Below are 22,497 nucleotides of genomic sequence, written 5' to 3' on the forward strand. Positions count from 1 at the left end.
TCCTCAAGGGACAAAAAATGGACAAACGCTTTGTTCAGGCCCACAAAGAAGCGCGCTGGGCGCTGTGGCTGACCCTTCTCTACCTTGCCGCCTGGCTGGCCGCCGCCTATCTGCCGGGGGTGGCTATTGGCTTTACCGGCCTGCCACACTGGTTTGAAATGGCCTGCCTGCTGGTACCGCTGCTGTTCATTCTGCTGTGCTGGGCGATGGTCAAACTGATTTTCCGCGATATTTCTCTGGAGGACGATGATGCAGTTTGAGGTCATTATTCCCCTGATCGCCTACCTGGTGGTGGTGTTCGGTTTATCCCTCTACGCCATGAGAAAACGCGCCTCAGGTAGCTTTCTTAATGAGTACTTTCTCGGCAGCCGCTCGATGGGCGGCTTCGTGCTGGCCATGACGCTAACCGCCACCTATATCAGCGCCAGCTCATTTATCGGCGGACCCGGCGCCGCCTATAAATACGGCCTGGGCTGGGTGCTGCTGGCGATGATCCAGCTCCCCGCCATCTGGCTGTCGCTGGGCGTGCTGGGGAAAAAATTCGCCATCCTTGCGCGTCGCTATAATGCTGTCACCCTCAATGACATGCTGTTTGCTCGCTATCAGAGTCGCCTGCTGGTCTGGCTGGCCAGCCTGAGTCTGCTGGTGGCCTTTGTCGGCGCCATGACCGTCCAGTTTATCGGCGGCGCCCGCCTGCTGGAGACGGCTGCCGGTATTCCTTACGATACCGGCCTGCTGATCTTCGGGGTCAGCATCGCGCTGTATACCGCCTATGGCGGCTTTCGCGCCAGCGTGCTCAACGACACGATGCAGGGCATGGTAATGCTGATCGGCACGATCGTGCTGCTGGTGGGCGTGATCCACGCCGCCGGGGGGGTTGGCCATGCGGTAGAGACGCTGCAGTCGATCGACGTCAAGCTGGTGTCCCCGCAGGGCGCGGAGGATATCCTCTCGCCAACCTTTATGGCCTCGTTTTGGGTGCTGGTCTGCTTCGGCGTTATTGGTCTGCCACATACCGCAGTGCGCTGTATCTCCTACAAAGACAGCAAAGCCGTGCATCGCGGCATCATTATCGGCACCATCGTGGTGGCGATCCTGATGTTTGGCATGCATCTGGCTGGGGCATTAGGCCGGGCGGTGATCCCCGATTTAACCGTGCCGGATCTGGTGATCCCGACGCTGATGGTTAAAGTGCTTCCGCCCTTTGCCGCCGGGATCTTCCTTGCCGCGCCGATGGCGGCGATTATGTCGACGATCAATGCCCAACTTCTGCAAAGTTCCGCTACGATCATCAAAGATCTGTACCTGAACTGGCGGCCGGATCAGGCGACTAACGAAAAGCGGCTTAAACGCATGTCCGCCGGCATCACGCTCCTGCTGGGGGTCTTGTTGCTGCTCGCGGCCTGGCGGCCGCCGGAGATGATAATCTGGCTGAACCTGCTGGCCTTCGGCGGCCTGGAAGCCGTCTTCCTGTGGCCGCTGGTGCTGGGCCTTTACTGGGAACGCGCCAACGCGGCTGGCGCGCTGAGCGCGATGATCGTAGGCGGCGTCCTGTATGCCGTACTGGCCACGCTGAAAGTGCAGTTTCTGGGCTTTCACCCGATCGTTCCCGCGCTGCTGCTGAGTTTGCTGGCGTTTGTGACGGGGAACAGTTTCGGTCGTCCCGCCCCACAGTCCCCCATTTTGACTACTGATAAATAAAGAGTTTTGCTATGCCATGGATCCAACTGAAACTAAATACCACCGGCGCGAACGCTGAAGATCTTAGCGATGCGCTGATGGAGGCCGGATCGGTCTCGATCACCTTCCAGGATACGCACGATACGCCGGTATTTGAGCCATTGCCCGGGGAAACCCGCCTGTGGGGGGATACCGACGTAATCGGCCTGTTCGATGCTGAAACCGATATGAAAGCGGTCGTTGCCCAACTGGAGCAGCATCCGCTGCTGGGCGCCGGGTTCGCGCATAAGATCGAGCAGCTGGAAGATAAAGACTGGGAACGGGAATGGATGGATAACTTCCACCCCATGCGCTTCGGGGAGCGGCTATGGATCTGCCCAAGCTGGCGCGATGTTCCGGATGAAAATGCCGTCAACGTGATGCTCGATCCGGGTCTGGCCTTTGGCACCGGTACGCATCCGACGACATCCTTGTGTCTGCAGTGGCTGGATGGACTCGACCTCAACGGAAAAACGGTGATTGATTTCGGCTGCGGCTCCGGCATCCTGGCGATTGCCGCACTGAAGCTGGGGGCGGCAAAAGCAATCGGGATTGATATCGACCCGCAGGCTATTCAGGCCAGTCGTGATAACGCGCAGCGTAACGGCGTTTCTGAACGCCTGGAGCTCTATCTTCCTCAGGACCAACCGGAGTCGATGAAAGCCGACGTGGTGGTCGCGAATATCCTGGCAGGCCCGTTACGTGAGCTGGCGCCGTTAATCAGCGTCCTGCCCGTTTCAGGCGGTTTGCTGGGGCTTTCCGGCATCCTTGCCAGCCAGGCGGAGAGCGTCTGTGAAGCCTATGCCGATCTCTTCGCCCTTGACCCGGTGGTCGAGAAGGAAGAGTGGTGCCGGATTACCGGCCGGAAAAACTAAGCGCGATGCGGCCTACGGGCCGCATTTTTGTTTCCAGTAGCCACCAAATAATGCCAGGAAATGAGAGGCAGATCGCACTACAGAGCACTTTTTTGGCTACAAAAACAGCGTTTTATATCGCCATGCGGCCAGTTTATCCAAGAAAAATCGAGAAGTTTTATGATTTTATAAATGGACACAAATTATCCATCATCCATTAAATCAATGATTAATATAAGTATTTATTCATCCCTTTTACGCTAGTCCCGGATTCATTGATCTGCAACAGAGGATTGCTCAAAGTTTGGCCTTTCATCTCGTGCAAAAAATGCGTAATATACGCCGCCTTGCAGTCACAGTATGGTCATTTCTTAACTCATGCGCATCGGACACCACCAGCTCAGAAATCGCCTGATCGCAGCGCCCATGGCTGGCATTACTGACAGACCATTCCGGACGCTGTGCTACGAGATGGGAGCGGGTTTAACCGTTTCCGAGATGATGTCTTCTAACCCACAGGTGTGGGAGAGCGACAAGTCCCGTTTACGGATGGTGCATATCGATGAGCCCGGTATTCGTACCGTGCAAATCGCCGGTAGCGTGCCGGAAGAGATGGCTGCCGCCGCGCGGATTAACGTGGAAAGCGGCGCCCAGATTATTGATATCAATATGGGATGCCCGGCGAAAAAGGTGAATCGCAAGCTTGCAGGTTCAGCCCTCTTGCAGTACCCCGACCAGGTGAAGTCGATCCTGACGGCGGTCGTTAACGCGGTGGACGTTCCTGTGACTCTCAAGATTCGCACCGGTTGGGAACCGGAACACCGTAACTGCGTAGAGATTGCCCAACTGGCCGAAGAGTGTGGCATTCAGGCTCTGACTATTCACGGACGCACCCGCGCCTGTTTGTTTAACGGAGACGCTGAGTACGACAGTATTCGGGCAGTTAAGCAGAAAGTTTCCATTCCGATTATCGCGAATGGCGACATTACTGACCCGCTTAAAGCCAGAGCTGTGCTCGACTATACAGGGGCTGATGCCCTGATGATAGGCCGTGCAGCTCAGGGAAGACCCTGGATCTTTCGGGAAATCCAGCATTATCTGGACACTGGAGAGCTGCTGCCCCCGCTGCCGCTGGCAGAGGTGAAGCGCTTGCTTTGTGCGCACGTTCGGGAGTTGCATGACTTTTATGGTCAGGCAAAAGGGTACCGAATCGCGCGTAAACACGTCTCCTGGTATCTTCAGGAACATGCTCCAGATGACCAGTTTCGGCGCACATTCAACGCCATTGAGGATGCCAGCGAACAGCTGGAGGCGTTGGAGGCATACTTCGAAAATTTTGCGTAATAGAAATAAAGAGCTGACAGAACTATGTTCGAACAACGCGTAAATTCTGACGTACTGACCGTTTCTACCGTTAACTCTCAGGATCAGGTAACTCAAAAGCCCCTGCGTGACTCGGTTAAACAGGCACTGAAGAACTATTTTGCTCAACTGAACGGTCAGGATGTGAATGACCTGTATGAGCTGGTACTGGCTGAAGTTGAACAGCCCCTGTTGGACATGGTGATGCAATACACCCGTGGTAACCAGACCCGCGCTGCTCTGATGATGGGCATCAACCGCGGTACGCTGCGTAAAAAACTGAAAAAATACGGCATGAACTGATACATTTCAGCTATGTTATTGAATAAAAAGGCGCTACTCGGCATGGGATAGCGCCTTTTTTATTAATGTTTATACAGATGTTTATACAGCTTTGTCTGAACAAACAAAAAAGCACCAGAACAATACTGGTGCTTTATGGGGGATGAACCTCTTTCAACGCCTTAATTTATCGGGCTTTTTCCACTGATAGGGTGGCGCTTCCATCCGCTGGCGGTGCCGCTGTTTAGCGGCCAAAACCATAGCTGTTTTAGTGCGGATTACCAGCTTATCCTGCCCGTTAAGTTCATGGCCCAATTGACGTGCCATTTCGTCGATCACAGATTCAATTTTCTTGTGTTTGAGCATATTCAAATCCCGGTAAATTCGGCAAGTCGCTGCTTATGGCTATCGCTCATATCGAATGCAAAATCCTCGTGCTCTGCCTGGAATGTGCCGAACGCCATAAGCGCAGAAACCGCAGGGTCTATCTTGTTAGAGGATTTCTTTTTGTTGGGCTTGATATTGGCGTTGGCGTCGGACTCCATCACCACGTTTCCAATCGCCCAGGCCAGAACCGGATCGCCACGATGGCGCACCACCTTGCGGTTAACAAAAACCTCAAAGGATTTCGCTACCGGACTGAACTTGAGATAGGTTTGCGGGAACGGCTCCACATCAAGCCCCGCCCCCTGTAGCTGGGTGCGCAGGTGTGTGGCGTTCCACGTATCAAAGCCCACCAGCCGGATATTGAATGTTTCAGCGTCGCGCAGGATATCGTCACGGATGCGGTCATAGTCGATACAGTCGCCGGGGGTGGTGCGTATCCATCCCGCTTTTACCCACTGGCGATAGATGGCGCGGTTTTTGTTAGCAACGTTAAGTAGCTGCGCTTCGGGCAGATAGTGCCGGGTAAGAAGCCTGATCTCGCGTTCAAACGGGAAAGCGTAACTCACGCTGGTAATATCGCTGGTTGAGGACAGGTCAAACCCGGCGTAGCACTCCATTCCGGCCAGATCGTCTTCGGTATAGTCGAGCGCACAGGCATCCCATGCGCCGGCCCCCATCCACGGCGTGGAGCCCTGGCACCAGATATTGAAACGCTTGGTCAGCATCTCCACCCACTGCGACGGAATGCCGCGCGCTTTCTGGATGGTGGATTCCAGTTTCGCCGCGTCAACGGACACATGCAGGTTAGGGTTAGCCTTGATCCACATTTCCGGCTGCTCAACCTCGCTTTCGTCGTCCAGTTCGTAGATCAGGACAAACAGCGAGTCATTGCTCTCTTCCCCGGCCAGAATCTGACAGCAGTAGTCATAATGCTGTTTACAGGCGGAGACAACGTTACTCCCGGCTGTCGTGATGGCGAACAAAATCGCCTCAGGACGTGCGCCCATACCCAGCTCAAGGGCGGAATAAACGCCGTTATCCGGGTGAAGGTGGTATTCATCGACAATCGCCAGGCTGGGGTTAGTCCCTTCAATGGTGGCCGCTTTCGCCGCCAGCGGCTTTAGCAGGCTGTTGCTCTTCGGGAAAATGACTTTATGCGCCTGAATATTTACGCGCTTTTTCAGCGGTTTTGACAGCAGGCACATCTGGCGGGCATCGTCGAACACGATTCGGGCCTGATCCCGGCTCACCGCCGCCGTGTAGATATCCTGCTGGCCCTTCTCCATTACCAGAAACCAGTTAGCCAGCATGGCGGCTACGGTGGATTTGGCGTTCTTGCGCGGCACCTCAATAAAAGCGCTGCTGTACTTACGGCGGCCTGTCTCTCTGACTTTAAAGCCCAGCAGGTTAGCAAAGGCGAACTGCTGCCACGGTTCCAGATCAATTGGCTGGCCCCGAAGCGGGCCTTTGACGTGAGGACAGAGCCGGGAGAACGCAATAAACCGCTCTACGGTCGCCGTATCGAACTCATAACGAGGGTCATTCAGGTCGGAAAAGTACCTTTCCACGGCCTGTTTTACGCGCTTACAGGCCGGAATTTCGCCCTTTTTTATCGCATTTGCGTACTCATTCCAGACGGTCAAGCTCGTCCTCCTCTTCCGTTTCCACCGGGTTACGGCGACGGCTTACCGGATCAAAGCCCAGCAGCGACGACATTTTAATCATGATTTTTTCAGCATCGGCCTTTGCACTCAGTGCCGGATTTCGGCTCTCGCCACCCTGGCTGTTAACAATGCTGAACCCACGGCTGGCAAGGTCTTCCACGGCTTTGCGGTACATCGAATAGTTGACGCAAAAAAGCTCAAGGTTGTTCCAGTCGGCGGGTGTCAGATCGCCACGCTCGGCCAGTTGCTTCGCTTTCGCTTTCCACTGCTGCGCGGCTAACTCATCAAGGTAAGCTGGCGGTTTTGGTGGTCTTGCCATAAAAATTTCTCGTTTCCATCGCGTTTTATTTTCAAAAAAATCACCGTGCGTAAAAATTTGAGGGGGCGGGTGGTGCCTGGCGCCCTCGTGTTCGTCCTGAAAACCTCCCCCACCCCATCGGTGCGGCCTGTCAGCGGTTGCGGAAGCATTCCCGCAACTCCCGGTCACGCTCACTCATGCGCTGCACAGGCTGGCGCTCATCGCGTCTGGTGCGGGTCTGCATGAAGCCATCACGGCATCGGGCCAGCGACTGATACAGATTCACCACGTCTTTCTCATTCATGATCAACCTCATACATCCAGTTATTGCGCTGTGCTGCCCGCTCTTCCTGCTCGTGGTACATCCCCGCTTTGCGGTTGGCTTTGGTGATAGGGTCTTGCTGTGTGGTCTTCTGGTTATGATGCGTCTGGCATAACGGCTGGTGATTCCACTCAGGCCAGAACAGAACATCATCACCGCCGTCGATAGGGATGATGTGATCGACAATCTTTGCAGGAACGTAGAGGCCCAACTTCTGGCACTCGACACATAGCGGCTGACGTTTCAGATACTGAGCGCGGTACTTCTCCCATGATGCTGAGTAACCACGGGCGCGACGGTGGCCGCGTCTGGCATCTTCCGCCCGCCAGGCTTCGCGCTTGTGCTCATAGCACTTACCAGACTTCACCCGCTTATTGCATCCCGGCTCAGTGCACCGGCGCATTGGTTGCCACGGCATCAGTACACCCCCACATCGCGATACACAGACCACAATGCAGAGATAGCAAGGGGGATCTCTTTCGCCTCCACATCACTAATCATCGTGCGGTATTCGTACAGTTGGGAAACGTACATAAGGCATCCGATCTTGATGGCAGGAGTAAATTCCAGGCCAGCACCGAACCGTTTACCGATATGCTTCTGGCAGACTTCCAGTGACGCTTCGATGTATGCCTGAATCATTGCATCTTCATAGGAATCATCGTTATCGATGCGACAGTGAAGTTTTGCCTCATCAAGCCCAATTAGTTCACTCACGGCTTAAGCCCTCCCTTACAAAGCAACTCCAGCCTGGTAGCCTTTTCATCAGGAATTGCCGACTGAATATCAAATGCTTTTGCATCATGTCCTTTCTGTTTCCAGATGATCCGGCTGGCGCTGGTTACGTCAGAGCGGTAACGTACCCACATACGAAATGTAACCTCGGACATTTCAGCACCCGCAGCAATCAGCTCACGGCCACTGATCCCCTTAACTTCTGCCCAGACTGTCGCAACGTCGTACCATTCCTGAATGACGCCACCAGAAGGGGTTCGGCTGGTAGTAAAATTCTGAATCGTAACGCGTTGCCTTAATCCTCCCGGCCTCATGACGCATCCTCCTTATTCTCAGAACCGGTACTGACCTTCACTTCCTGCTTCCATGCCTGGCTGTATTCGTCGCCCCCTTCACGCGGCGGCATCCCTTCGCGTTCGCGGGCTTCGTTCGGGTTCATGATCCCGTTCTTGATACCGCGCTCATAAGTTGCGTAACGTTCGGTTGGAGTGGCTCGAAGAAGATCGGCAGAGTCGAACTCCACCTGATAACGAATTCCGGGTACAGGCGATGCCACCAGCAACGCGGATTTAATCTGCTGCTCAAAGTTCGCCAGCCACGGGCGCATTGTCATGGTAAGAAAGGCGCGGCTCGCCTCACTAAAATTGCTGTAGGTGCTGTTGCTGTATTCCTGCAGGAAGATGGGAGAAACGTTAAACATGCGGGCAATATCTTCGATGGTGAAGCGCCGGGAGGCCAGCCACTCAGCATCCTGATTGCTCATGCCAAGCTGCTTATAGTCCATGCCACCTTCAAGGATCGGTGTTTTACCGGCATTTCTGGCACCTTTGTAGCGCTCAAGCGCGTCCAGCGCCTGCTTACCCTTCACACTATCGAGCCATTCAGCAGTAGTGACTACGCCCGCCGCCATCATGCCATCTTTCATAATGCTGGCACCGTGGCGCTGCTGGGCCAGACCTAACCCCAGCGCTTCACGGCAGATGGTGATCGGCGAGCGCCCCAGAAAACCATCATCGGTCGAGTAACGCAGGTGCAGAATCTCTTCCTGCAAGTAGGTGCGCACTGCCCCGGTAAACGGCTCAGTAACAGTGTATTTGTACTTATGCTGGCCGATACGCTCAGGAACAACCTCCCCCGGCGCATACGGATGCAGGGATTCCGGCTGACCGTCGCGGCCCCACTGGATCACCGCATAGGCGTTACCGTTCAGCAGACAATGGCGCATCATCGTGCGCTTGAACTGGTAAGGCGTCTGGCAATCGTTAGGTTGCTCATTCAGGAGAAAATCTACCGGATGATTACTCAACCACTCTCGCGCTTCTCGCCCGTTATCGTTGTGCACGCGGTAGAGATAGCAGGGCATTGTTGCCACTGCCTCACTGATAACTGACACGGCATTCATCACCGCCGGCAGGGATTCCGCAGTACCGGCAGACACATATTCGCCTGATCCGGTATTTGGAATCCCTGCCATCGCCAGAAACTCATCAATCGTCATGCTGCGCTGTTCGGATGGCTCAGATTTACGGCCAAAAGGCCAGATATTCCACATATCACAGCCCCGCTAAGTCAGCCCAGCGTCGGCGGTTATCACCAGCACGGCGCAGTTCAGGATGTTGGGAGAACAGAGAACGGTGCGCAATTTCCACGCCGGACTCAGGGTAAGCAGGCATAGAAGTAACGGTGATCTCCCGCAGCTCGGCAGCGGTAACAGTGCGAATATACGGTGTAGGAGTAATATCCCAGGACTCTTTCAGCGCACGGAACCCGAAGCTCATGCCGGAAATGTCTCCACGCTCCACCAGCTCCAGCACATCATTGCCAAGTTGGGTGTTTGGCGGGGTCAGCTCGAAACGCAGCCCGGTATCATCTTCGGACAACACCAGCGTGCCGGATTTGGTACGCCCCAGCAGTTGGGTATAGTTATGCTCGTACAGTGCACGCACATCGCTACCGGATGCCAGGCTGTCTTTAAACGCCCCCGGCGCAAACTGCTCGCGGAACTCATCCCAGATCACCTCTGACAGGCTGTTCCAGCGCACGGCATAGCCCACCAGCTTTTTGTTGCTGGCGCTCAGTTCGGAGGTACGGATTTCAAAATCGATTGTTTTCATTGTTGGACTCCACAAAGGGCAAAAAGGGGCCGAAGCCCCTTAAACGTCAGATCAGGAACCTGAACCGGAAAGCTCAAGCACCTTGATGGCGTTGGAGTCCACCACACCACCGCCCAGGTATTTATCGGTATGCACCTTGTAGAAACCAGGTTCGGTGATGTTGTCGGGGCGGGTACGCACGCCAGTAGTGTGATCCACGATAAAGTAACCGCGCTTAAAGTCCCCGACTGCCAGGAACGCTTCACCCGCAGCCGCATCAGGCATGGTTTCCAGATATTGAACCGGACGGCCAAGGAGGGTATCGGGAGAGTCAGCGACGAGACGATCACGCCAGATGTAATCCCCGTTGCCGTTTTTCAGCTTTTGCAGCGTAGCGGCAGTATTGGAGTTCATCACCCATACGGCATTTTTACGGTATTTGGCTTTCAGCTTATACAGCAGGTCGATCAAGCCATCAGAGGAAACGGCAGCAGCTTCCATTTTCTCCAGCGTTCCGAACGGACGGGTTTTATCGCTGGTGGCCGCACGCGGATAGGACAGGAACCCTTTGGATTTTTTATCACCGTCGCCGTTCACAAAGTCGGTTTCTTCGGTAGCAGTGAAGGTGTCGGTGATTTCGGAAGACAGCCAACCCAGAATATCAACTTCGGAGAAGTCGAGAATTTCCTGAGTGGTTTTCGGGTAGGCGTAGATCGGGTTGAGTTTGATATCAACGCGCTCCATCTTAGGTGTGCTGGTTTCGGTACGCGCTTCGCCTTCGGTGCCGCGCTTAACGGTAGTGCCACCCACTGATACCAGCTTCTGGTATTCGTTGGTTTTGGTGGTCTTCACCGTAGCGATGGAGCGCATCACGCTGTCATCCTGCAACTGGCGCATGATCTCTTTGTCCAGCTCAGGGATAACGGTATAGCCGCCGTCAGCCTGCACCAACGTGGAGAGAGAGCGGGTATCGCCGGTCATGATGTAGTGGCGCAGCTCATCGTTGCTTACACCTTTACCTTCAACAGAAGTACCAGGCAGATTGCGCTGATCGTCGGCGACGGCCTCAAGGCGGGTAATTTCAACTTCAAGCGCATCAGCCTGGGCGCGGAGTTCATCGAACTGCTTGCCCTCTTCATCGTTCAGGCTTCGCTTTTCGCTGTCAGCTTTTTCCAGCATGGAACGCATCTGGGTTTTGAGTGCGGCTTTCTGCTGGCGTAATTCAAGTAATTTCTTCATGGAGTGGTTTCCGTAACAATTAACGTTGAGACGTGAAACCAGCGCTTGGAGGGATGTCCACCTGGAAAGGAAACCGTCGCAGAACGGGAAAAAAACCAGGTGGACAGTGGCGGCTCACGTCTGAGTGCCACTCTTCAAGATATACATAATAATCAATGAGTAAACACCTCTATGTTGTCGCAAACAGCAGCGAAAACAGGAGAACAAATAATTTACAAGGTTTGATAATATGAACGGGAAAAACACCACTTCTGGGGGATTTTATGGACTTCGATTTTGACGATATGGCATACCCGGATATTTTTTTAATTTCCGGCGAGGAGTTTAAAGGAAGCAGGAACACAGGAAAAAATCAGGTAGATATCCCGTTTACTGACGAACCGCAAATTGAATTGGGTGATATTCTGATTCAGAAGATTGGAAGCCGCGAGTTAAGTCTTAAAGTTGTCGATCTTTCAATATCAAAGAACGGAACGCTGAACGCAGGTACAACGCATCCTCACTTACTTACGTTATCCGTAGAGAATCTTTCTTCCGACGCACACAGGACAGCAAAGAGCATGAATACTTTTAATATTGGCTCCGTCAGTGGTGAGCAAGTTCAAATAGGTGAAAGTAATCATATGCTGGTGAATATCAGTATTACTGAACTTGTCGAGAAAGTAGCTAAATCTGGCGATCCACAGGCTAAATCAATGTTGAAACAGTTACTGGAAAATAGCACCGTTGCCAGTATCGTTGGCGCTGGCGCTTCTGCGCTGTTAGGTCTGCTTTAAAATATGGCCTGGGAAAAAACCAGGCCTTTAGCTTATATGGCTGGATGATTATTCTTTATCCAGCCCCCACTGATAGAAAGCCCAGCTTGCTGTTGATTGTGCGCTATGGATAGCGTTCTCAAGGCCAGAGGTTGGGTACGACAAATCAGCCGCAATCCTCTGTAGAAGATCGAGGTAAGCGCTGGCGTCTTTCGACAACTCTTGCCCCCCTTCTTCCAGCCCAGACTGGTACGATTCCAGATCAAGTTTTTCAGAAGTGACAAAAGCGCTCAGAGCCAGAAAATCCGTCACCGTAATCTCATCTTTATTTGAAAGCTCATCAACGGCGCTGTAGAGAAACTTGAGATCGCTCATATGCCCGTTATCTTTGCCAATCAGTTTCATTAATGACCTCTTTATTTTTCACGTATATATACAAAACTATGTTGGTTCAGTCAGTTCAGTTGGTTCAATTTGTAAAGATTATTGTTTTATAAGGATTATTTTTCGATGAGTGAACCAACAAAGCCCCGATTTGAACCAACATTGGGTATTTTCATGTTGGTTCAGTCCATGAGGTTCTAAAATGTTGGTTCAAACTGCCCGTTTGTTGGTTCAAAACTGCTATTTGTTGGTTCAGTGTTGGTTCATTTTTTTGACATTAAACCCATATAAAACAGCCATATGAACATAACCAATAGACACTGAACCAACTGAACCAACATTAACAACCCTCACATGTGTAATTTATTCTTCTCCACCTTCCGCAACCTGGTGAAGCACATAAACGTTGATTTGACGCCCATCAATACGCGGGGATTTCTGCTGGTATCCACGCCCGCTGGACGGCTCAGAAAGCAAGCCAGCAGCGGCAAGCACGCGGGCAAACTGCCTGGCGTTAAAGCCCTGAGCTATCTCCTTCTCAAACGTTGCGGGGAACGTATAGAACACCAGCGGCGCATCATCATGGCTGCTTTTGCGCTTTCGATACCCGGCCAGATCGCGAATCGGCATACTGGAGGGATCATAGGGCAACGGTGCAAAGCGGCTTAAACCGTAGGCATTCAGGAACGCCTCGCACTGCTCGATGATCTGCTGGTGCTCTTTGTTACCAGTGCCGAACTCTTTCACCCAGGCGTTAAAGCTATGCTGGATAGCGTCACGGCTGGCCTGTTCACTCCATCCGGTGATTGATGCACCAGTTACCAGCGCGGCTTCGAGGATTGCAAAGCGTTCGGCCACGCGGTGTACCTGCTCACCGTAATCCGCCGGGATGAGGCCGCGCCAGCGCGTTTGCGCGTCACGTACCGCCTGTTTAGCCTCCTGCTGGTTAGCTGCCAGCCATTTAACCCACTCACGCCCCGCCGCCCCGTGGTTATCAATCCAGGCTTCTTTCAATGCGTCAGCATGAGCCTTGCCGTTTGGCAGACCGTTAAAGGCCGTCGATTTCTCCATAGGGATGTTGAGCAAGCGCACCAGTTGGCCCGCTTTCACTTTCAGCCCACCAGCAGCCAGGAAGGTTTCAATATCCATTTCCCCGGTACTGATCGCCACAGTGCGCCAGCGTTTAAGCTCCCGATTGCCGCCCTCTTTGGCTCCCTGCAACTTTCCGGCGCCGTTAAACAGGGTGTAAGCAGACGTGGCAACATCTTTGGCACTGCTGCCCTGTCCTACCTCATCAAGCGGTAACAGGCTGTCGTTATGCGCCTCCGCTTCGTTTGCTATGCCAAGCGCAGTACCGTACCAGGTAAGCCGCAACGCATCAGGCTCACCCCACAGGCTGCTCGCAATATTGGCGGTAGTGGTCTTACCGGCGCTCGACTGCTCGAACAAATGGACGCCGAAACCATCAGCACCCACCAGGCCAATAAGCGGCGCGGATAATGCCGCTGCCACGCCCAGCATCATGGACGGATTGCCCCCGGCCAGACGGGCGACGGAATCCCGCCAGGTAGCAGCAGTACCAGCAATGGCATACCCGGAAGATGCAGCGCTGCGACCGTTAAAGAGAATGGGCGTCTCTGGATCACCAATCACTTCACCATCAGGCATGATATATGCGCCATGATGCCAGCCAGTGGTATGGGTGATAATCCATTCCCGATCAGTGCCGCTTTGCTGCAACCAGTCGGCCAGAATCGCCCGGAAGGTGCTTTTAGTGGTCACATTCACCCCACCAGCTTTAAGTGAGCGCCAGCCGTCGCGCTCACCGATATCAGCACAGGGGATCGCCCTGGTAATATCTTCATGGCCACGCGGCGAACGCCAGCGCAAAACAAGATAGCGCTCTGCCCCGTCACTACCGGAGCCGACCACCTCAAGAGGCGAGCACAGCCACGTTTCGTTATTGATGATCTCGCCACTATCCTTGTCCACCTTTGGCGTGATCCAGTACAGGCCATCGCTGCGGCTTTCCACGCGGGGTTTGAGTTCATCGCCCGGTTCAGGCTTTGGCTCCCGTTTTTTCACAGGCAGGTTCACCACAATACTTTCCCCGCGTTCGGCCTCTTCTTTGAGACGTGGAAGCCTGCCCGTCCAGTCCTCCTTCGGCTGAGGCTCAAACATGCCATTAAACAGCCGGGCCTCTTTCACATCCGCCAGCGCCAATTTGGTTGCGATAGTGCTTATCTGCATTTCGGAAAGCTCGCCAGCTCGGATCACACGAACACTGCGACGGCCGTTATCAACGATGTTTAATCGTTCCAGTTCTGCCAGTTGCCTTTTGCCCAGATAAACAGGCGGTACATCATCCCACGCCCTTTTACCTTCGCTCTCGATCCAGTGCTGCACATGTGAATAGGCATCTTCACCCGCAAAGATAATCGCCTCAGTAAATTTATCTTTCGGCAGAAATTTGATATTCGGGGCATTCTTCATCTTCATCAGTGCAACACCTTATTGGACATATCCGCGCCCAGGTCTTCATGCAGGTACTCAAGGTGGCAGCTTTTCACTATCTGCAACCCCATTTCGTTAATATCGCCATCGTCGGTAAAGCAGGTCAGCAGAATATCCCGCAAACGCCTTAACCCCTCATCGCGCCCGAATTCTTCAAAGCAGCCAAAAATCATATATTTCATCAATACGTTTTCAGTTACGCGCGGCTCCAGCGTGAAGCGATAGCGGGCCATATACTTATCGCTTTCCACCAGCAAGGTTGCCGAACCGGTTTCCGCTATCTGGTGAGCAATACAGGTTTCGGTCAGTTTGCGGAACAATGGGCCTATCACTTCAAAAATATCGGTCATTGCGGGATACCTCCGCTCATCTGAAATTTGCCAAGTAATGGGTGATACCAGTACGCCGATCCATATTTGCGCTTCGCGCTGCGCAGAACCTGCCTCGCCACCTCTCTGAACTTGTTATCCGGCGCGATAAAGCCACCAGCTTTCATTCTGACCAGCATCACGCCCGTGTTTTTTGCCAGCTCTTCGGCTTTTTTCGTCGATATGCCGAACTCAGCCGCCAGCGTGGCGACCGGAGCCATACCGGGAGGAATATCTCCCCCCTGGCTTTCGGTGAGTGTGCGCACCTGCTGTTCTAACTCCAGGACGCGGTTAACCAGCAAATCGACACGGTTTTCCAGCTCGTTAAATTTCAAGAGACTGATCATGATTGCTCCCCCGCGTTATTACGCTGGGTACGCACATAATCCGCAGCATCACTACTCTGATTGAGTGCTTGCGCCATTCTGGGAAGGTGACGCAATGCATGGCTTACAAGGATCAAATCACGCCGGGCATCTTCATCGGAATAGTCCTCTGCATTGGTTGCATCAAACGCCAGATTGCCGATCAGTGTGAGCGCACTATTGATGGCAAATGCGCCAGCAGAATATAAATCGCTGGATTCAGCCAAAGCCTCATCAGTGAAGTTTTTAAAATCAGGAGTGCTCTTAACAAGCTGATGGTAAATATCACGCATGGGTCACCTCACTTGCCGCTTTTAGTTCACGAACGCGGGACAACGACATGCTGATCAGATCCATCGCAACGCTGTACTCGGTTTCATCATCAAAATTCATATACAGCGATGTTGAGAGCAACGCTTCCAGGCGGCGCAGTTCATCTTCAATGTCAATTTCCGACCATTTGACCTTACGCATGACGCACCTCCTGAATCGCGGCGCTGTCGAACTCCCACCCGCGGCGGGTGGTGTAATCGAAGAACGCAACGCGGCAAGGAGCCTGAGCGCGGATTTTGGCGGCAAAAACTAAATCCCAGCCGGGGAAAGCGGCGCGGGCTTTAGCTTCCGTGTCAGCATCAAAGCGAAGCACTACTGGGGTGCATTCAGGAGTGTGATCTGGGGTTGCCAGGAATAACCATGTAAATTCCGGGCGAGTTTGGGTAGACTGATTGTCAGCCATAACTGTTACCTCACTTAACGGTTTGGTGAGACGCCTCGGTACTGCTCGAACAGTCCGGGGCGTTGTTTTTTTAGATAGCACCGTGTTAAGGTGTGTACCTATTAAAGAAAACAGTACGCCAATAGGTACGCACATGTCAACACCCATTAAACGAGATCGGCAACCAAAAGGAGCGGGGAAAGCACCAGCGTTCCAGATTCGAATCCCCCCCGAACTTAAAGAGCAATTTGAAAAAGAAGCCCAAGCAGAGAGTGTTAGCCTCGCAAATTGGATGAAGGAATTAGGCCGGGAAGCCCTCCGAAAGAAAGGTATTGAGCCAAAAGGCTGAATAAAATCAGCGGGCGCAGAATTGCGCTGGCTCATTCTTTGACCACCAGCATTAACCCTGGTATGCTTAATCTGTTTCGGTTTTTCGTAGTGACATTGGCAGCTCTGCAAAGCTGCCTTTGTTTTATTCAGCGTCAGCATTCGGCACCTCCGGCAATACACCACCAGCGATCAGTCTTTTCGTTAACCACTGCTCACCCTTCCCCGTCAGCATCGTTGTGAATGAGGCTCTTACCTCGCCATTCGTTTCATACGTTCCCTGGCGAACGGCAAAATAACCGCTATCGATATAACGCTGCATAGGCAGGTTGTGGCGCTGGCCACCATTGATGAGAATCCCCTGTTGCCTCATCCAGCCGAATAATTTGATGGGGCCAAGCCCTACGGCTTTGGCATAGTTTGGAATGGAAATCCCCTTACTGATCTCCGCCACGCGATCAGCGAAATCAACTTTTGGCGCAGCGGCCACCAGCCGGTTTTCAAGTTCGCTTGCCTTTTCGGCCAGATCAGCAGCAAGGCGCAGGGCTTCCGGTAACGTCTGGGGGATATTAGCGGCGGCTTTTGCCTGGCGTTCGCAGTTGATGAAATAGCGGCGCACCTCCCGCCCTTTTTCGTTGCGCTCAACCATTGCCAGCTCTTTACCCATGTCGATGGTGATCAGGTAATCATGTGCAATTTGTTGGCGATATTTTGCGCTCCCCGAAACGGGGGCGCTCAAATTTTCAACCACCGTAAAATCTACACCAGCAGTAAAACCATACTGGCTGATACGCCCCTTAATCCATGTGGTGAAATCACGCCCAACGCCGAGAAACTCATGGAGTTTTTTTGCACTGACCAGCGATACCGTCACGCCGCCAATATTTCCGGGGTTAACCGGAACCAACTCATTTAATTTTTGCATAGCGCCCCCCTTACGCGGATTTACGGTTGTAAGGGGTGTTGACGTTCTCAACAGCAGGTGGATTGCGAACCCACCAAAGAACATCTGACAGAAGCCATGCGCAACTATTACGGCCAAAGTGGCAGCGTGGCGGGAATTTACCTTCGTTCTCCATATACCAGCGGGTGGAACGGGAAAGGCTGGTTATTTCGAAGCATTCACTTTCACGAATACGGCGATCAAACTTAATGCCATATTCTGCGAGAATGGTGCGGCGTTGTTCTGGTGTTGGCGGGGTAAAACGAGTATTTGACATGCTTCCTCCACTTAACGCAATCAGAAGGAGCCTTTCCTGTCTGTTCTTGCGTTGTGGGGGAAGTATTTGTCTAAAGTAAATTAATAAAAATGGCTTCTAAAATTTAAAAAGGCGTGTTTAATTCTAAAAAGGGTAATCTAATGATTAGAACACCCTTTCTAACGTTTAGAAGCTACTACAATTAAAACTTAAAGTGCCTACTAATGTATGAGGTAATTGTGTCAACGCTCTTGACCGGGCATTGTCCGTCAGGAAATAAGTGCACTCTGTCGGAAAGTTCTCTGGCCCATGCTGAGAAATTGTAGCTCCCATCTTTTTTCAAGCACTTTTCATTGAAAATATCAGAACTTGTTTCTTTGAATTTTATTGCAGCACTTAAAATTAATAGTTCATTTCGTGCATGTTTTTCTTTTGCACTTTCTGAGCGTTTATTAATACTATTTTTTGAATCAGAGTCTAAATCAGGTCGTTCAATATCATTGAGCATTGGCAGCTTATCGAAATCAAGGCCGCTTTCCATAAGCCGTTTAATATCATAATTAGTAACCCATAAATCATCATACCCGGCTTCAAACTCATAAGGGTCGAAATTAAACCTCTTGCCATTAGCCTGATCGATAAAAGGTTGGGCTGGCAGAATCTGAATTACTGGAGTTTCACCGCCCGTGAGGCACGGGAAAAATCCGGGGAAAAAATCCTTCACAGGTAAAGATGACTCAAACTGATCGGGCATTACCCGCCACAGACCTAATGCAAAGCCATATCCGACAAGGAACCCTTTACTTTCTTGTTCCGTAAAGATGTCTGAACCAGATAATAGTTTATCAGGTTCAAAATAACGGCCATTAGTAAATTCAATAAAAGAGTGATTCGTTATCGCGCGGGTTTGCCCTGACATAGAATTAAAAGTACGAGGAAAATATAGTGATGAATACCAATCCTTTACATCACTAAAATCTTCACGAAGAAGGATTCGGCAGTGAAACCTTTTCAGCATCATGCTTATTTCGATTTTATTTTCAATAGCAAGGTTGATCAAATCTGACGGTTCAACCCCCAGAAATGATGCACCTCTGGACAATCTACAATATGAAAATGGAATCTTTATTTCTTTTTCTGCCATAACGCTACCCTCAACGCCCCTAATTAACTTGCGAGCCAGGCGGGTAGGGTTTCCCGCTTTTCGGTTGGCCGACCTAGACTCGCAAGACCAGTTTAATCTCTATTCGCTACAGTTAACAGAACCACATTTTGATGATTACCCGCAAGAAGTTCTAAGCGATCATACCACTTATTCAGCGCGTCCAGTTTCTCCGGCAGATACAGACTACGGTTATAAATCGCCATAACCCCTGGCATTGAGTGGCCCAGCAACTGTTCAACAACGTGCGGAGCTATACCCATATTATTCATATGCGTTGCAAGCGTTCGCCGTAGATCATGCAATGTCCAGGGTTCAGAATGCCTCAGTTTTTTATAAACACTACGGCCCCACTGGCTAACCGCTTCGCTATTCTTCACAACCCCAAGAAGGTAGCCGGATGATTTTGTTTCATCGTGGAGCATTTCAATAAATGAACGCATCGCCTCTGGAACTGGACGCACAATCTTTTCACCGCCTTTACTATGCGCTTTTGGTACTGTCCACACCCATGCCTCCATATCCCATTCGGCCCACTCTGACAATCTGGCCTCCTGGGTGCGGCAACCAAACAAAGTGGTGATCCTGAGCAAGTTTGTGTAGTAAGGCAGAAAAGTATCGCCGGACGATATAGCAGCCCATAATCCCCCAACCTCTTTATCTTTCAGTACCCGATCTTTTTTCGCCTGCTTTTTACCAACATCGGGAATACTCAAATCTTCAAGGGCGGTACTGACGGCGTAACGGCGAACGCGGCAGAATTTCAGAGCCTGCTTACACATCTGAAATACATAACCCGCAGCAACTGGCGTTTTCTTTTTCATCCTGTCAAAGCAGTCAAGCCAGTATCGGGTTTCGCAGTCAGCGAGCGCCATTTTTCCAATGTAAGGGTAAATATGCTTGCGTAGCTCCGCTTTATGCCGCTCAACGTTCGCACGGTTTTCTTCCGCATATTCGCGTATCCAGTATTCGATAGCTTCCTGCACCGTGACCGGTTTAAGCGTTTCCTGAGTAGTTAGCGCCAACTGGTGCTTTGGGTCTTTACCTGAGGCCAGCCACTGGCGACATTTATCACGCGAGGAACGGGCCTCTTTGAGACTCATATCAGGGTATCGCCCCAGAGTTAGCCGATGCAGCTTCTGCCCGTCGAGCCGGTAAGTAAACACCCAGCTAATACCACCAGCTTTCGTTACCTTAGCGCTCAACCCGGCACCATCAGCATAAAACTCAATCTTACTGGCCGGGATGCCATGTAATCCCTTTAACTTCCTGTCGCTCAGTTTGTTAAGTTCGCCAGCCATAGACCACCACCCAGCCCAAAGTGTTTATACAAATGTTTATACAGAATTGCTTGCATAATAGCATAAACAACAAAAAGCACTGGAACAATATACAGTCACAATTTCACATAACCAATTGATTTTAAATAAAATACAAAACCCACTCCAAAGCATGAAAACAGCTAATCTGACAGTACGGCATGAACTGATACTAGTCAGTTGCTTGCTTGATATAAAAGGCGCTCTTCGGCATGGGGAAGCGCCTTTTTTATTATCTGCGCCAACAGAACTCATTACTAATTCACCAGCCGTAGCGCAGGCCCTCCCGATAAACGCGCAGCACAGACCACCGCCATTATATTATCCACCAGCGCAGGCGCCTGCTGATAAAGATCGAAGCGTTGCGGATCGAGCAGCCAGTTTTTAATCAGCCCGGAAAAAGCACTGTGTAAAACAATTAATATCATCTCAATGTTTGTTTCGGCTGGCAATATATTGTTACGCACGCAGCACTGCAGGATGCCGCCAATGAGTGAATAATTAAAACCAATACGTTGGCGAATTTCGTATTCCGAAAGCATATCACTGGAAAACTCACAGCGCTGATAAAGAATTTGCATCAGAGCGCGCTGTCGAGGATTCGCAGCAATATAGCGCAGGCCTGCAATAAACCGCTCGCGTAAAGCATTTAGCGGCTCATGTTCGTACTCTATGGCCTGACTGGGCTGAATCAAATCTCTAAGCGGCGGCTGCTGCTGCCACATTTCATTAAACAGCTCCGTCTTACTGGCAAAATGCCAGTACACCGCGCCGCGAGTCACTCCCGCCGCATCGGCGATATCCGTCAGGGTGGTGTTGGTTACTCCGCGCAGGGCGAACTGCTGGATTGCGGACTCAATCAGGAGCTGCCGCGTGCGCTGCGCCTCTTCTTTTGTTTTTCTTGCCATACAAGGCCCCACTTCCCGATAAGCAGATAATATAGGATATTCTTAATTAGAATTAATCTAGCATTTGCCATGAAGTATTATTTAGCAAAAATGCAGACAAGTTAATCCTGATGCGAAAAGAGAATTAATTATTCAAGTGAATATCACCGGAAAATACATTCACTGAAATAATGTCTATTTATCAACTTTTACAATTGCGATAAATCGCAATACTACAGTGACCATTTTTTTGTTTTGCGTGCCTTGCTGATTGCTTAAAAATAAGTATCTCTTACATCCAACGGCGTTTATTTGTAGGATGGCAAACTGCTTTTTGATTCCCTCTTTCTTTCACAGATTCGCCGCCTGATTGGGTACGTAATCTATAAGGAACCGCCATGACGACTCACGCCAGAGTGACACTTTTATCCGGTTTAATTATCTCGGCCTTATTGCTAACCGGTTGCGATAATTCTGACAACCAGCAACCCCATGCGCAGGCGCCGCAGGTGACGGTCCATGTCGTGAACAGCGCGCCGCTATCAGTCACCACCGAACTGCCGGGCCGAACCTCTGCTTTTCGCGTAGCGGAAGTCCGCCCCCAGGTGAGCGGTATCATTCTGAAGCGTAACTTTGTTGAAGGAAGTGATGTCGAAGCAGGCCAGTCGCTCTATCAGATCGATCCGGCGACCTACCAGGCGGCGTGGAACAGCGCCAAAGGCGATGAGGCCAAAGCCGAAGCCGCGGCCGCTATCGCCCATTTGACGGTGAAACGCTACGTTCCACTGCTGGGTACTAAATATATCAGCCAGCAGGAATACGATCAGGCAGTGGCCACCGCCCGCCAGGCCGATGCCGATGTCATCGCCACCAAAGCTGCCGTAGAAACGGCCCGTATCAACCTGGCCTACACCAAAGTAACCTCCCCCATTAGCGGGCGCATCGGTAAATCGAGCGTCACCGAAGGGGCGCTGGTCACCAACGGCCAGTCGGATGCCCTGGCTACCGTCCAGCAGCTCGATCCCATCTATGTTGACGTGACGGAGTCCAGTAATGACTTCATGCGCCTTAAGCAGGAAAGCCTGCAGCGCGGCGGTGATACCAAAAGCGTTGAGCTGGTCATGGAGAACGGCCAGGCCTATCCGCTCAAAGGTTCACTGCAGTTTTCTGACGTCACTGTTGATGAAAGTACGGGCTCAATTACTCTGCGCGCTATCTTCCCTAACCCGCAGCATGTCCTGCTGCCAGGGATGTTCGTCCGCGCCCGCATAGACGAAGGCGTCGATCCGCAGGCTATCCTGGTACCGCAGCAAGGGGTGACCCGCACGCCGCGTGGTGATGCCTCCGTGATGCTGGTGAATGACAAAAACCAGGTTGAAACCCGGGAAGTGGTCGCGACTCAGGCCGTTGGCGATAAGTGGCTTATCACCAGTGGGCTGAAGCCGGGCGATAAAGTGATTGTCAGCGGCTTACAGAAAGTCCGTCCAGGCGTCACTGTCAAAGCGGAAGCGGAGCGTGCGGCGCCGGCCGTGCAATAAGGATACCCA

The 22,497-nt window shown here is 51.9% G+C and carries 29 protein-coding genes; 8 read left to right on the plus strand and 21 right to left on the minus strand.

Features of this window, described 5'->3' with window-relative positions:
- Window positions 1-17: 17 nt before the first annotated feature.
- From KPHS_47980 to KPHS_48020, 5 genes are all read left to right on the plus strand, one after another.
- The gene (locus KPHS_47980; protein YP_005229098.1) at window positions 18-260 is read left to right on the plus strand and encodes a YhdT family protein; all 243 of its coding nucleotides are present in this window, start codon (window positions 18-20) and stop codon (window positions 258-260) included.
- On the plus strand, window positions 250-1,701 hold the full coding sequence (locus tag KPHS_47990; protein ID YP_005229099.1) for a sodium/panthothenate symporter: 1,452 nt from the start codon (window positions 250-252) through the stop codon (window positions 1,699-1,701). Before KPHS_47980 ends, KPHS_47990 begins: the two co-directional genes overlap by 11 nt.
- 11 nt (window positions 1,702-1,712) lie before the next feature.
- Entirely contained in the window at window positions 1,713-2,594 is an 882-nt protein-coding gene (locus tag KPHS_48000; RefSeq protein ID YP_005229100.1) for a 50S ribosomal protein L11 methyltransferase, read from the plus strand.
- A 450-nt stretch (window positions 2,595-3,044) separates the two neighbouring features.
- Window positions 3,045-3,917, plus strand: a complete 873-nt coding sequence (locus tag KPHS_48010; RefSeq protein ID YP_005229101.1) for an FMN-linked protein — start codon at window positions 3,045-3,047, stop codon at window positions 3,915-3,917.
- Window positions 3,918-3,941: 24 nt separating this feature from the next.
- Window positions 3,942-4,238, plus strand: a complete 297-nt coding sequence (locus KPHS_48020; protein YP_005229102.1) for a DNA-binding protein Fis — start codon at window positions 3,942-3,944, stop codon at window positions 4,236-4,238.
- Window positions 4,239-4,391: 153 nt separating this feature from the next.
- On the opposite strand, the gene KPHS_48030 is transcribed toward KPHS_48020, so the two are convergent.
- The 10 genes from KPHS_48030 to KPHS_48120 form a co-directional block, all read right to left on the minus strand.
- Window positions 4,392-4,583, minus strand: a complete 192-nt coding sequence (locus tag KPHS_48030) for a hypothetical protein (protein YP_005229103.1) — start codon at window positions 4,581-4,583, stop codon at window positions 4,392-4,394.
- Between the two features lie 2 nt (window positions 4,584-4,585).
- Window positions 4,586-6,247, minus strand: a complete 1,662-nt coding sequence (locus KPHS_48040) for a putative phage terminase, large subunit (RefSeq protein ID YP_005229104.1) — start codon at window positions 6,245-6,247, stop codon at window positions 4,586-4,588.
- Window positions 6,231-6,587: a phage terminase small subunit gene (locus KPHS_48050; protein YP_005229105.1), complete on the minus strand. Its 357-nt coding sequence runs from the start codon at window positions 6,585-6,587 to the stop codon at window positions 6,231-6,233. Before KPHS_48050 ends, KPHS_48040 begins: the two co-directional genes overlap by 17 nt.
- Window positions 6,588-6,717: 130 nt before the next feature.
- Entirely contained in the window at window positions 6,718-6,870 is a 153-nt protein-coding gene (locus KPHS_48060; RefSeq protein ID YP_005229106.1) for a hypothetical protein, read from the minus strand.
- Window positions 6,863-7,099 (minus strand): putative prophage holin, encoded by a 237-nt coding sequence (locus KPHS_48070; RefSeq protein YP_005229107.1) that lies wholly within the window; start codon window positions 7,097-7,099, stop codon window positions 6,863-6,865. The genes KPHS_48060 and KPHS_48070 overlap by 8 nt, the downstream gene beginning before the upstream one ends.
- 206 nt (window positions 7,100-7,305) lie before the next feature.
- Window positions 7,306-7,605: a phage QLRG family, putative DNA packaging gene (locus tag KPHS_48080; protein YP_005229108.1), complete on the minus strand. Its 300-nt coding sequence runs from the start codon at window positions 7,603-7,605 to the stop codon at window positions 7,306-7,308.
- Complete coding sequence (locus KPHS_48090) at window positions 7,602-7,757, minus strand: putative phage head-tail adaptor (RefSeq protein ID YP_005229109.1); 156 nt, start codon at window positions 7,755-7,757, stop codon at window positions 7,602-7,604. The genes KPHS_48080 and KPHS_48090 overlap by 4 nt, the downstream gene beginning before the upstream one ends.
- Before the next feature lie 176 nt (window positions 7,758-7,933).
- A complete protein-coding gene (locus KPHS_48100) occupies window positions 7,934-9,175 on the minus strand; it encodes a phage portal protein, HK97 family (protein YP_005229110.1) in 1,242 nt (413 codons plus the stop codon).
- 1 nt (window position 9,176) lies between these two features.
- Window positions 9,177-9,737 (minus strand): phage prohead protease, HK97 family, encoded by a 561-nt coding sequence (locus KPHS_48110; RefSeq protein ID YP_005229111.1) that lies wholly within the window; start codon window positions 9,735-9,737, stop codon window positions 9,177-9,179.
- A gap of 51 nt (window positions 9,738-9,788) precedes the next feature.
- Window positions 9,789-10,955 carry a phage major capsid protein, HK97 family gene (locus tag KPHS_48120; protein ID YP_005229112.1) on the minus strand — a complete coding sequence of 389 codons (1,167 nt, stop codon included), beginning with the start codon at window positions 10,953-10,955 and terminating at the stop codon, window positions 9,789-9,791.
- A 263-nt stretch (window positions 10,956-11,218) separates the two neighbouring features.
- Between KPHS_48120 and KPHS_48130 the strand changes: the two genes are divergently transcribed.
- Window positions 11,219-11,731 carry a hypothetical protein gene (locus KPHS_48130; protein YP_005229113.1) on the plus strand — a complete coding sequence of 171 codons (513 nt, stop codon included), beginning with the start codon at window positions 11,219-11,221 and terminating at the stop codon, window positions 11,729-11,731.
- Window positions 11,732-11,779: 48 nt separating this feature from the next.
- Here the strand turns inward: KPHS_48130 and KPHS_48140 are convergent, their stop codons facing one another.
- The 4 genes from KPHS_48140 to KPHS_48170 form a co-directional block, all read right to left on the minus strand.
- Window positions 11,780-12,115: a hypothetical protein gene (locus tag KPHS_48140; protein YP_005229114.1), complete on the minus strand. Its 336-nt coding sequence runs from the start codon at window positions 12,113-12,115 to the stop codon at window positions 11,780-11,782.
- Window positions 12,116-12,457: 342 nt separating this feature from the next.
- On the minus strand, window positions 12,458-14,593 hold the full coding sequence (locus KPHS_48150) for a putative prophage protein (protein YP_005229115.1): 2,136 nt from the start codon (window positions 14,591-14,593) through the stop codon (window positions 12,458-12,460).
- On the minus strand, window positions 14,593-14,958 hold the full coding sequence (locus tag KPHS_48160; protein YP_005229116.1) for a hypothetical protein: 366 nt from the start codon (window positions 14,956-14,958) through the stop codon (window positions 14,593-14,595). Before KPHS_48160 ends, KPHS_48150 begins: the two co-directional genes overlap by 1 nt.
- Complete coding sequence (locus KPHS_48170) at window positions 14,955-15,323, minus strand: hypothetical protein (RefSeq protein ID YP_005229117.1); 369 nt, start codon at window positions 15,321-15,323, stop codon at window positions 14,955-14,957. The genes KPHS_48160 and KPHS_48170 overlap by 4 nt, the downstream gene beginning before the upstream one ends.
- A 98-nt stretch (window positions 15,324-15,421) precedes the next feature.
- Here KPHS_48170 and KPHS_48180 point away from each other — a divergent pair, with 98 nt between their 5' ends.
- Window positions 15,422-15,550: a hypothetical protein gene (locus KPHS_48180; protein ID YP_005229118.1), complete on the plus strand. Its 129-nt coding sequence runs from the start codon at window positions 15,422-15,424 to the stop codon at window positions 15,548-15,550.
- Between the two features lie 76 nt (window positions 15,551-15,626).
- Here KPHS_48180 and KPHS_48190 read toward each other — a convergent pair whose 3' ends face one another.
- The 7 genes from KPHS_48190 to KPHS_48250 all read right to left on the minus strand — a co-directional run bounded on the left by KPHS_48190 (window position 15,627) and on the right by KPHS_48250 (window position 20,971).
- The gene (locus tag KPHS_48190; protein YP_005229119.1) at window positions 15,627-15,815 is read right to left on the minus strand and encodes a hypothetical protein; all 189 of its coding nucleotides are present in this window, start codon (window positions 15,813-15,815) and stop codon (window positions 15,627-15,629) included.
- Window positions 15,808-15,987: a host cell division inhibitor Icd-like protein gene (locus KPHS_48200; protein YP_005229120.1), complete on the minus strand. Its 180-nt coding sequence runs from the start codon at window positions 15,985-15,987 to the stop codon at window positions 15,808-15,810. Before KPHS_48200 ends, KPHS_48190 begins: the two co-directional genes overlap by 8 nt.
- Before the next feature lie 541 nt (window positions 15,988-16,528).
- Window positions 16,529-17,308 (minus strand): Roi protein, encoded by a 780-nt coding sequence (locus tag KPHS_48210; protein ID YP_005229121.1) that lies wholly within the window; start codon window positions 17,306-17,308, stop codon window positions 16,529-16,531.
- 10 nt (window positions 17,309-17,318) lie between these two features.
- The gene (locus KPHS_48220; protein ID YP_005229122.1) at window positions 17,319-17,603 is read right to left on the minus strand and encodes a phage transcriptional regulator AlpA; all 285 of its coding nucleotides are present in this window, start codon (window positions 17,601-17,603) and stop codon (window positions 17,319-17,321) included.
- Window positions 17,604-17,784: 181 nt separating this feature from the next.
- Window positions 17,785-18,726, minus strand: a complete 942-nt coding sequence (locus tag KPHS_48230; RefSeq protein ID YP_005229123.1) for a hypothetical protein — start codon at window positions 18,724-18,726, stop codon at window positions 17,785-17,787.
- Between the two features lie 92 nt (window positions 18,727-18,818).
- Window positions 18,819-20,045, minus strand: a complete 1,227-nt coding sequence (locus tag KPHS_48240; RefSeq protein YP_005229124.1) for an integrase family protein — start codon at window positions 20,043-20,045, stop codon at window positions 18,819-18,821.
- Window positions 20,046-20,320: 275 nt separating this feature from the next.
- The gene (locus tag KPHS_48250; RefSeq protein ID YP_005229125.1) at window positions 20,321-20,971 is read right to left on the minus strand and encodes a DNA-binding transcriptional regulator EnvR; all 651 of its coding nucleotides are present in this window, start codon (window positions 20,969-20,971) and stop codon (window positions 20,321-20,323) included.
- Window positions 20,972-21,348: 377 nt separating this feature from the next.
- Between KPHS_48250 and KPHS_48260 the strand changes: the two genes are divergently transcribed.
- On the plus strand, window positions 21,349-22,488 hold the full coding sequence (locus tag KPHS_48260) for a transmembrane protein (protein YP_005229126.1): 1,140 nt from the start codon (window positions 21,349-21,351) through the stop codon (window positions 22,486-22,488).
- The last annotated feature ends 9 nt before the right edge of the window (window positions 22,489-22,497 follow it).

It is taken from the genome of Klebsiella pneumoniae subsp. pneumoniae HS11286, from assembly GCF_000240185.1.
GTDB lineage: Bacteria > Pseudomonadota > Gammaproteobacteria > Enterobacterales > Enterobacteriaceae > Klebsiella > Klebsiella pneumoniae.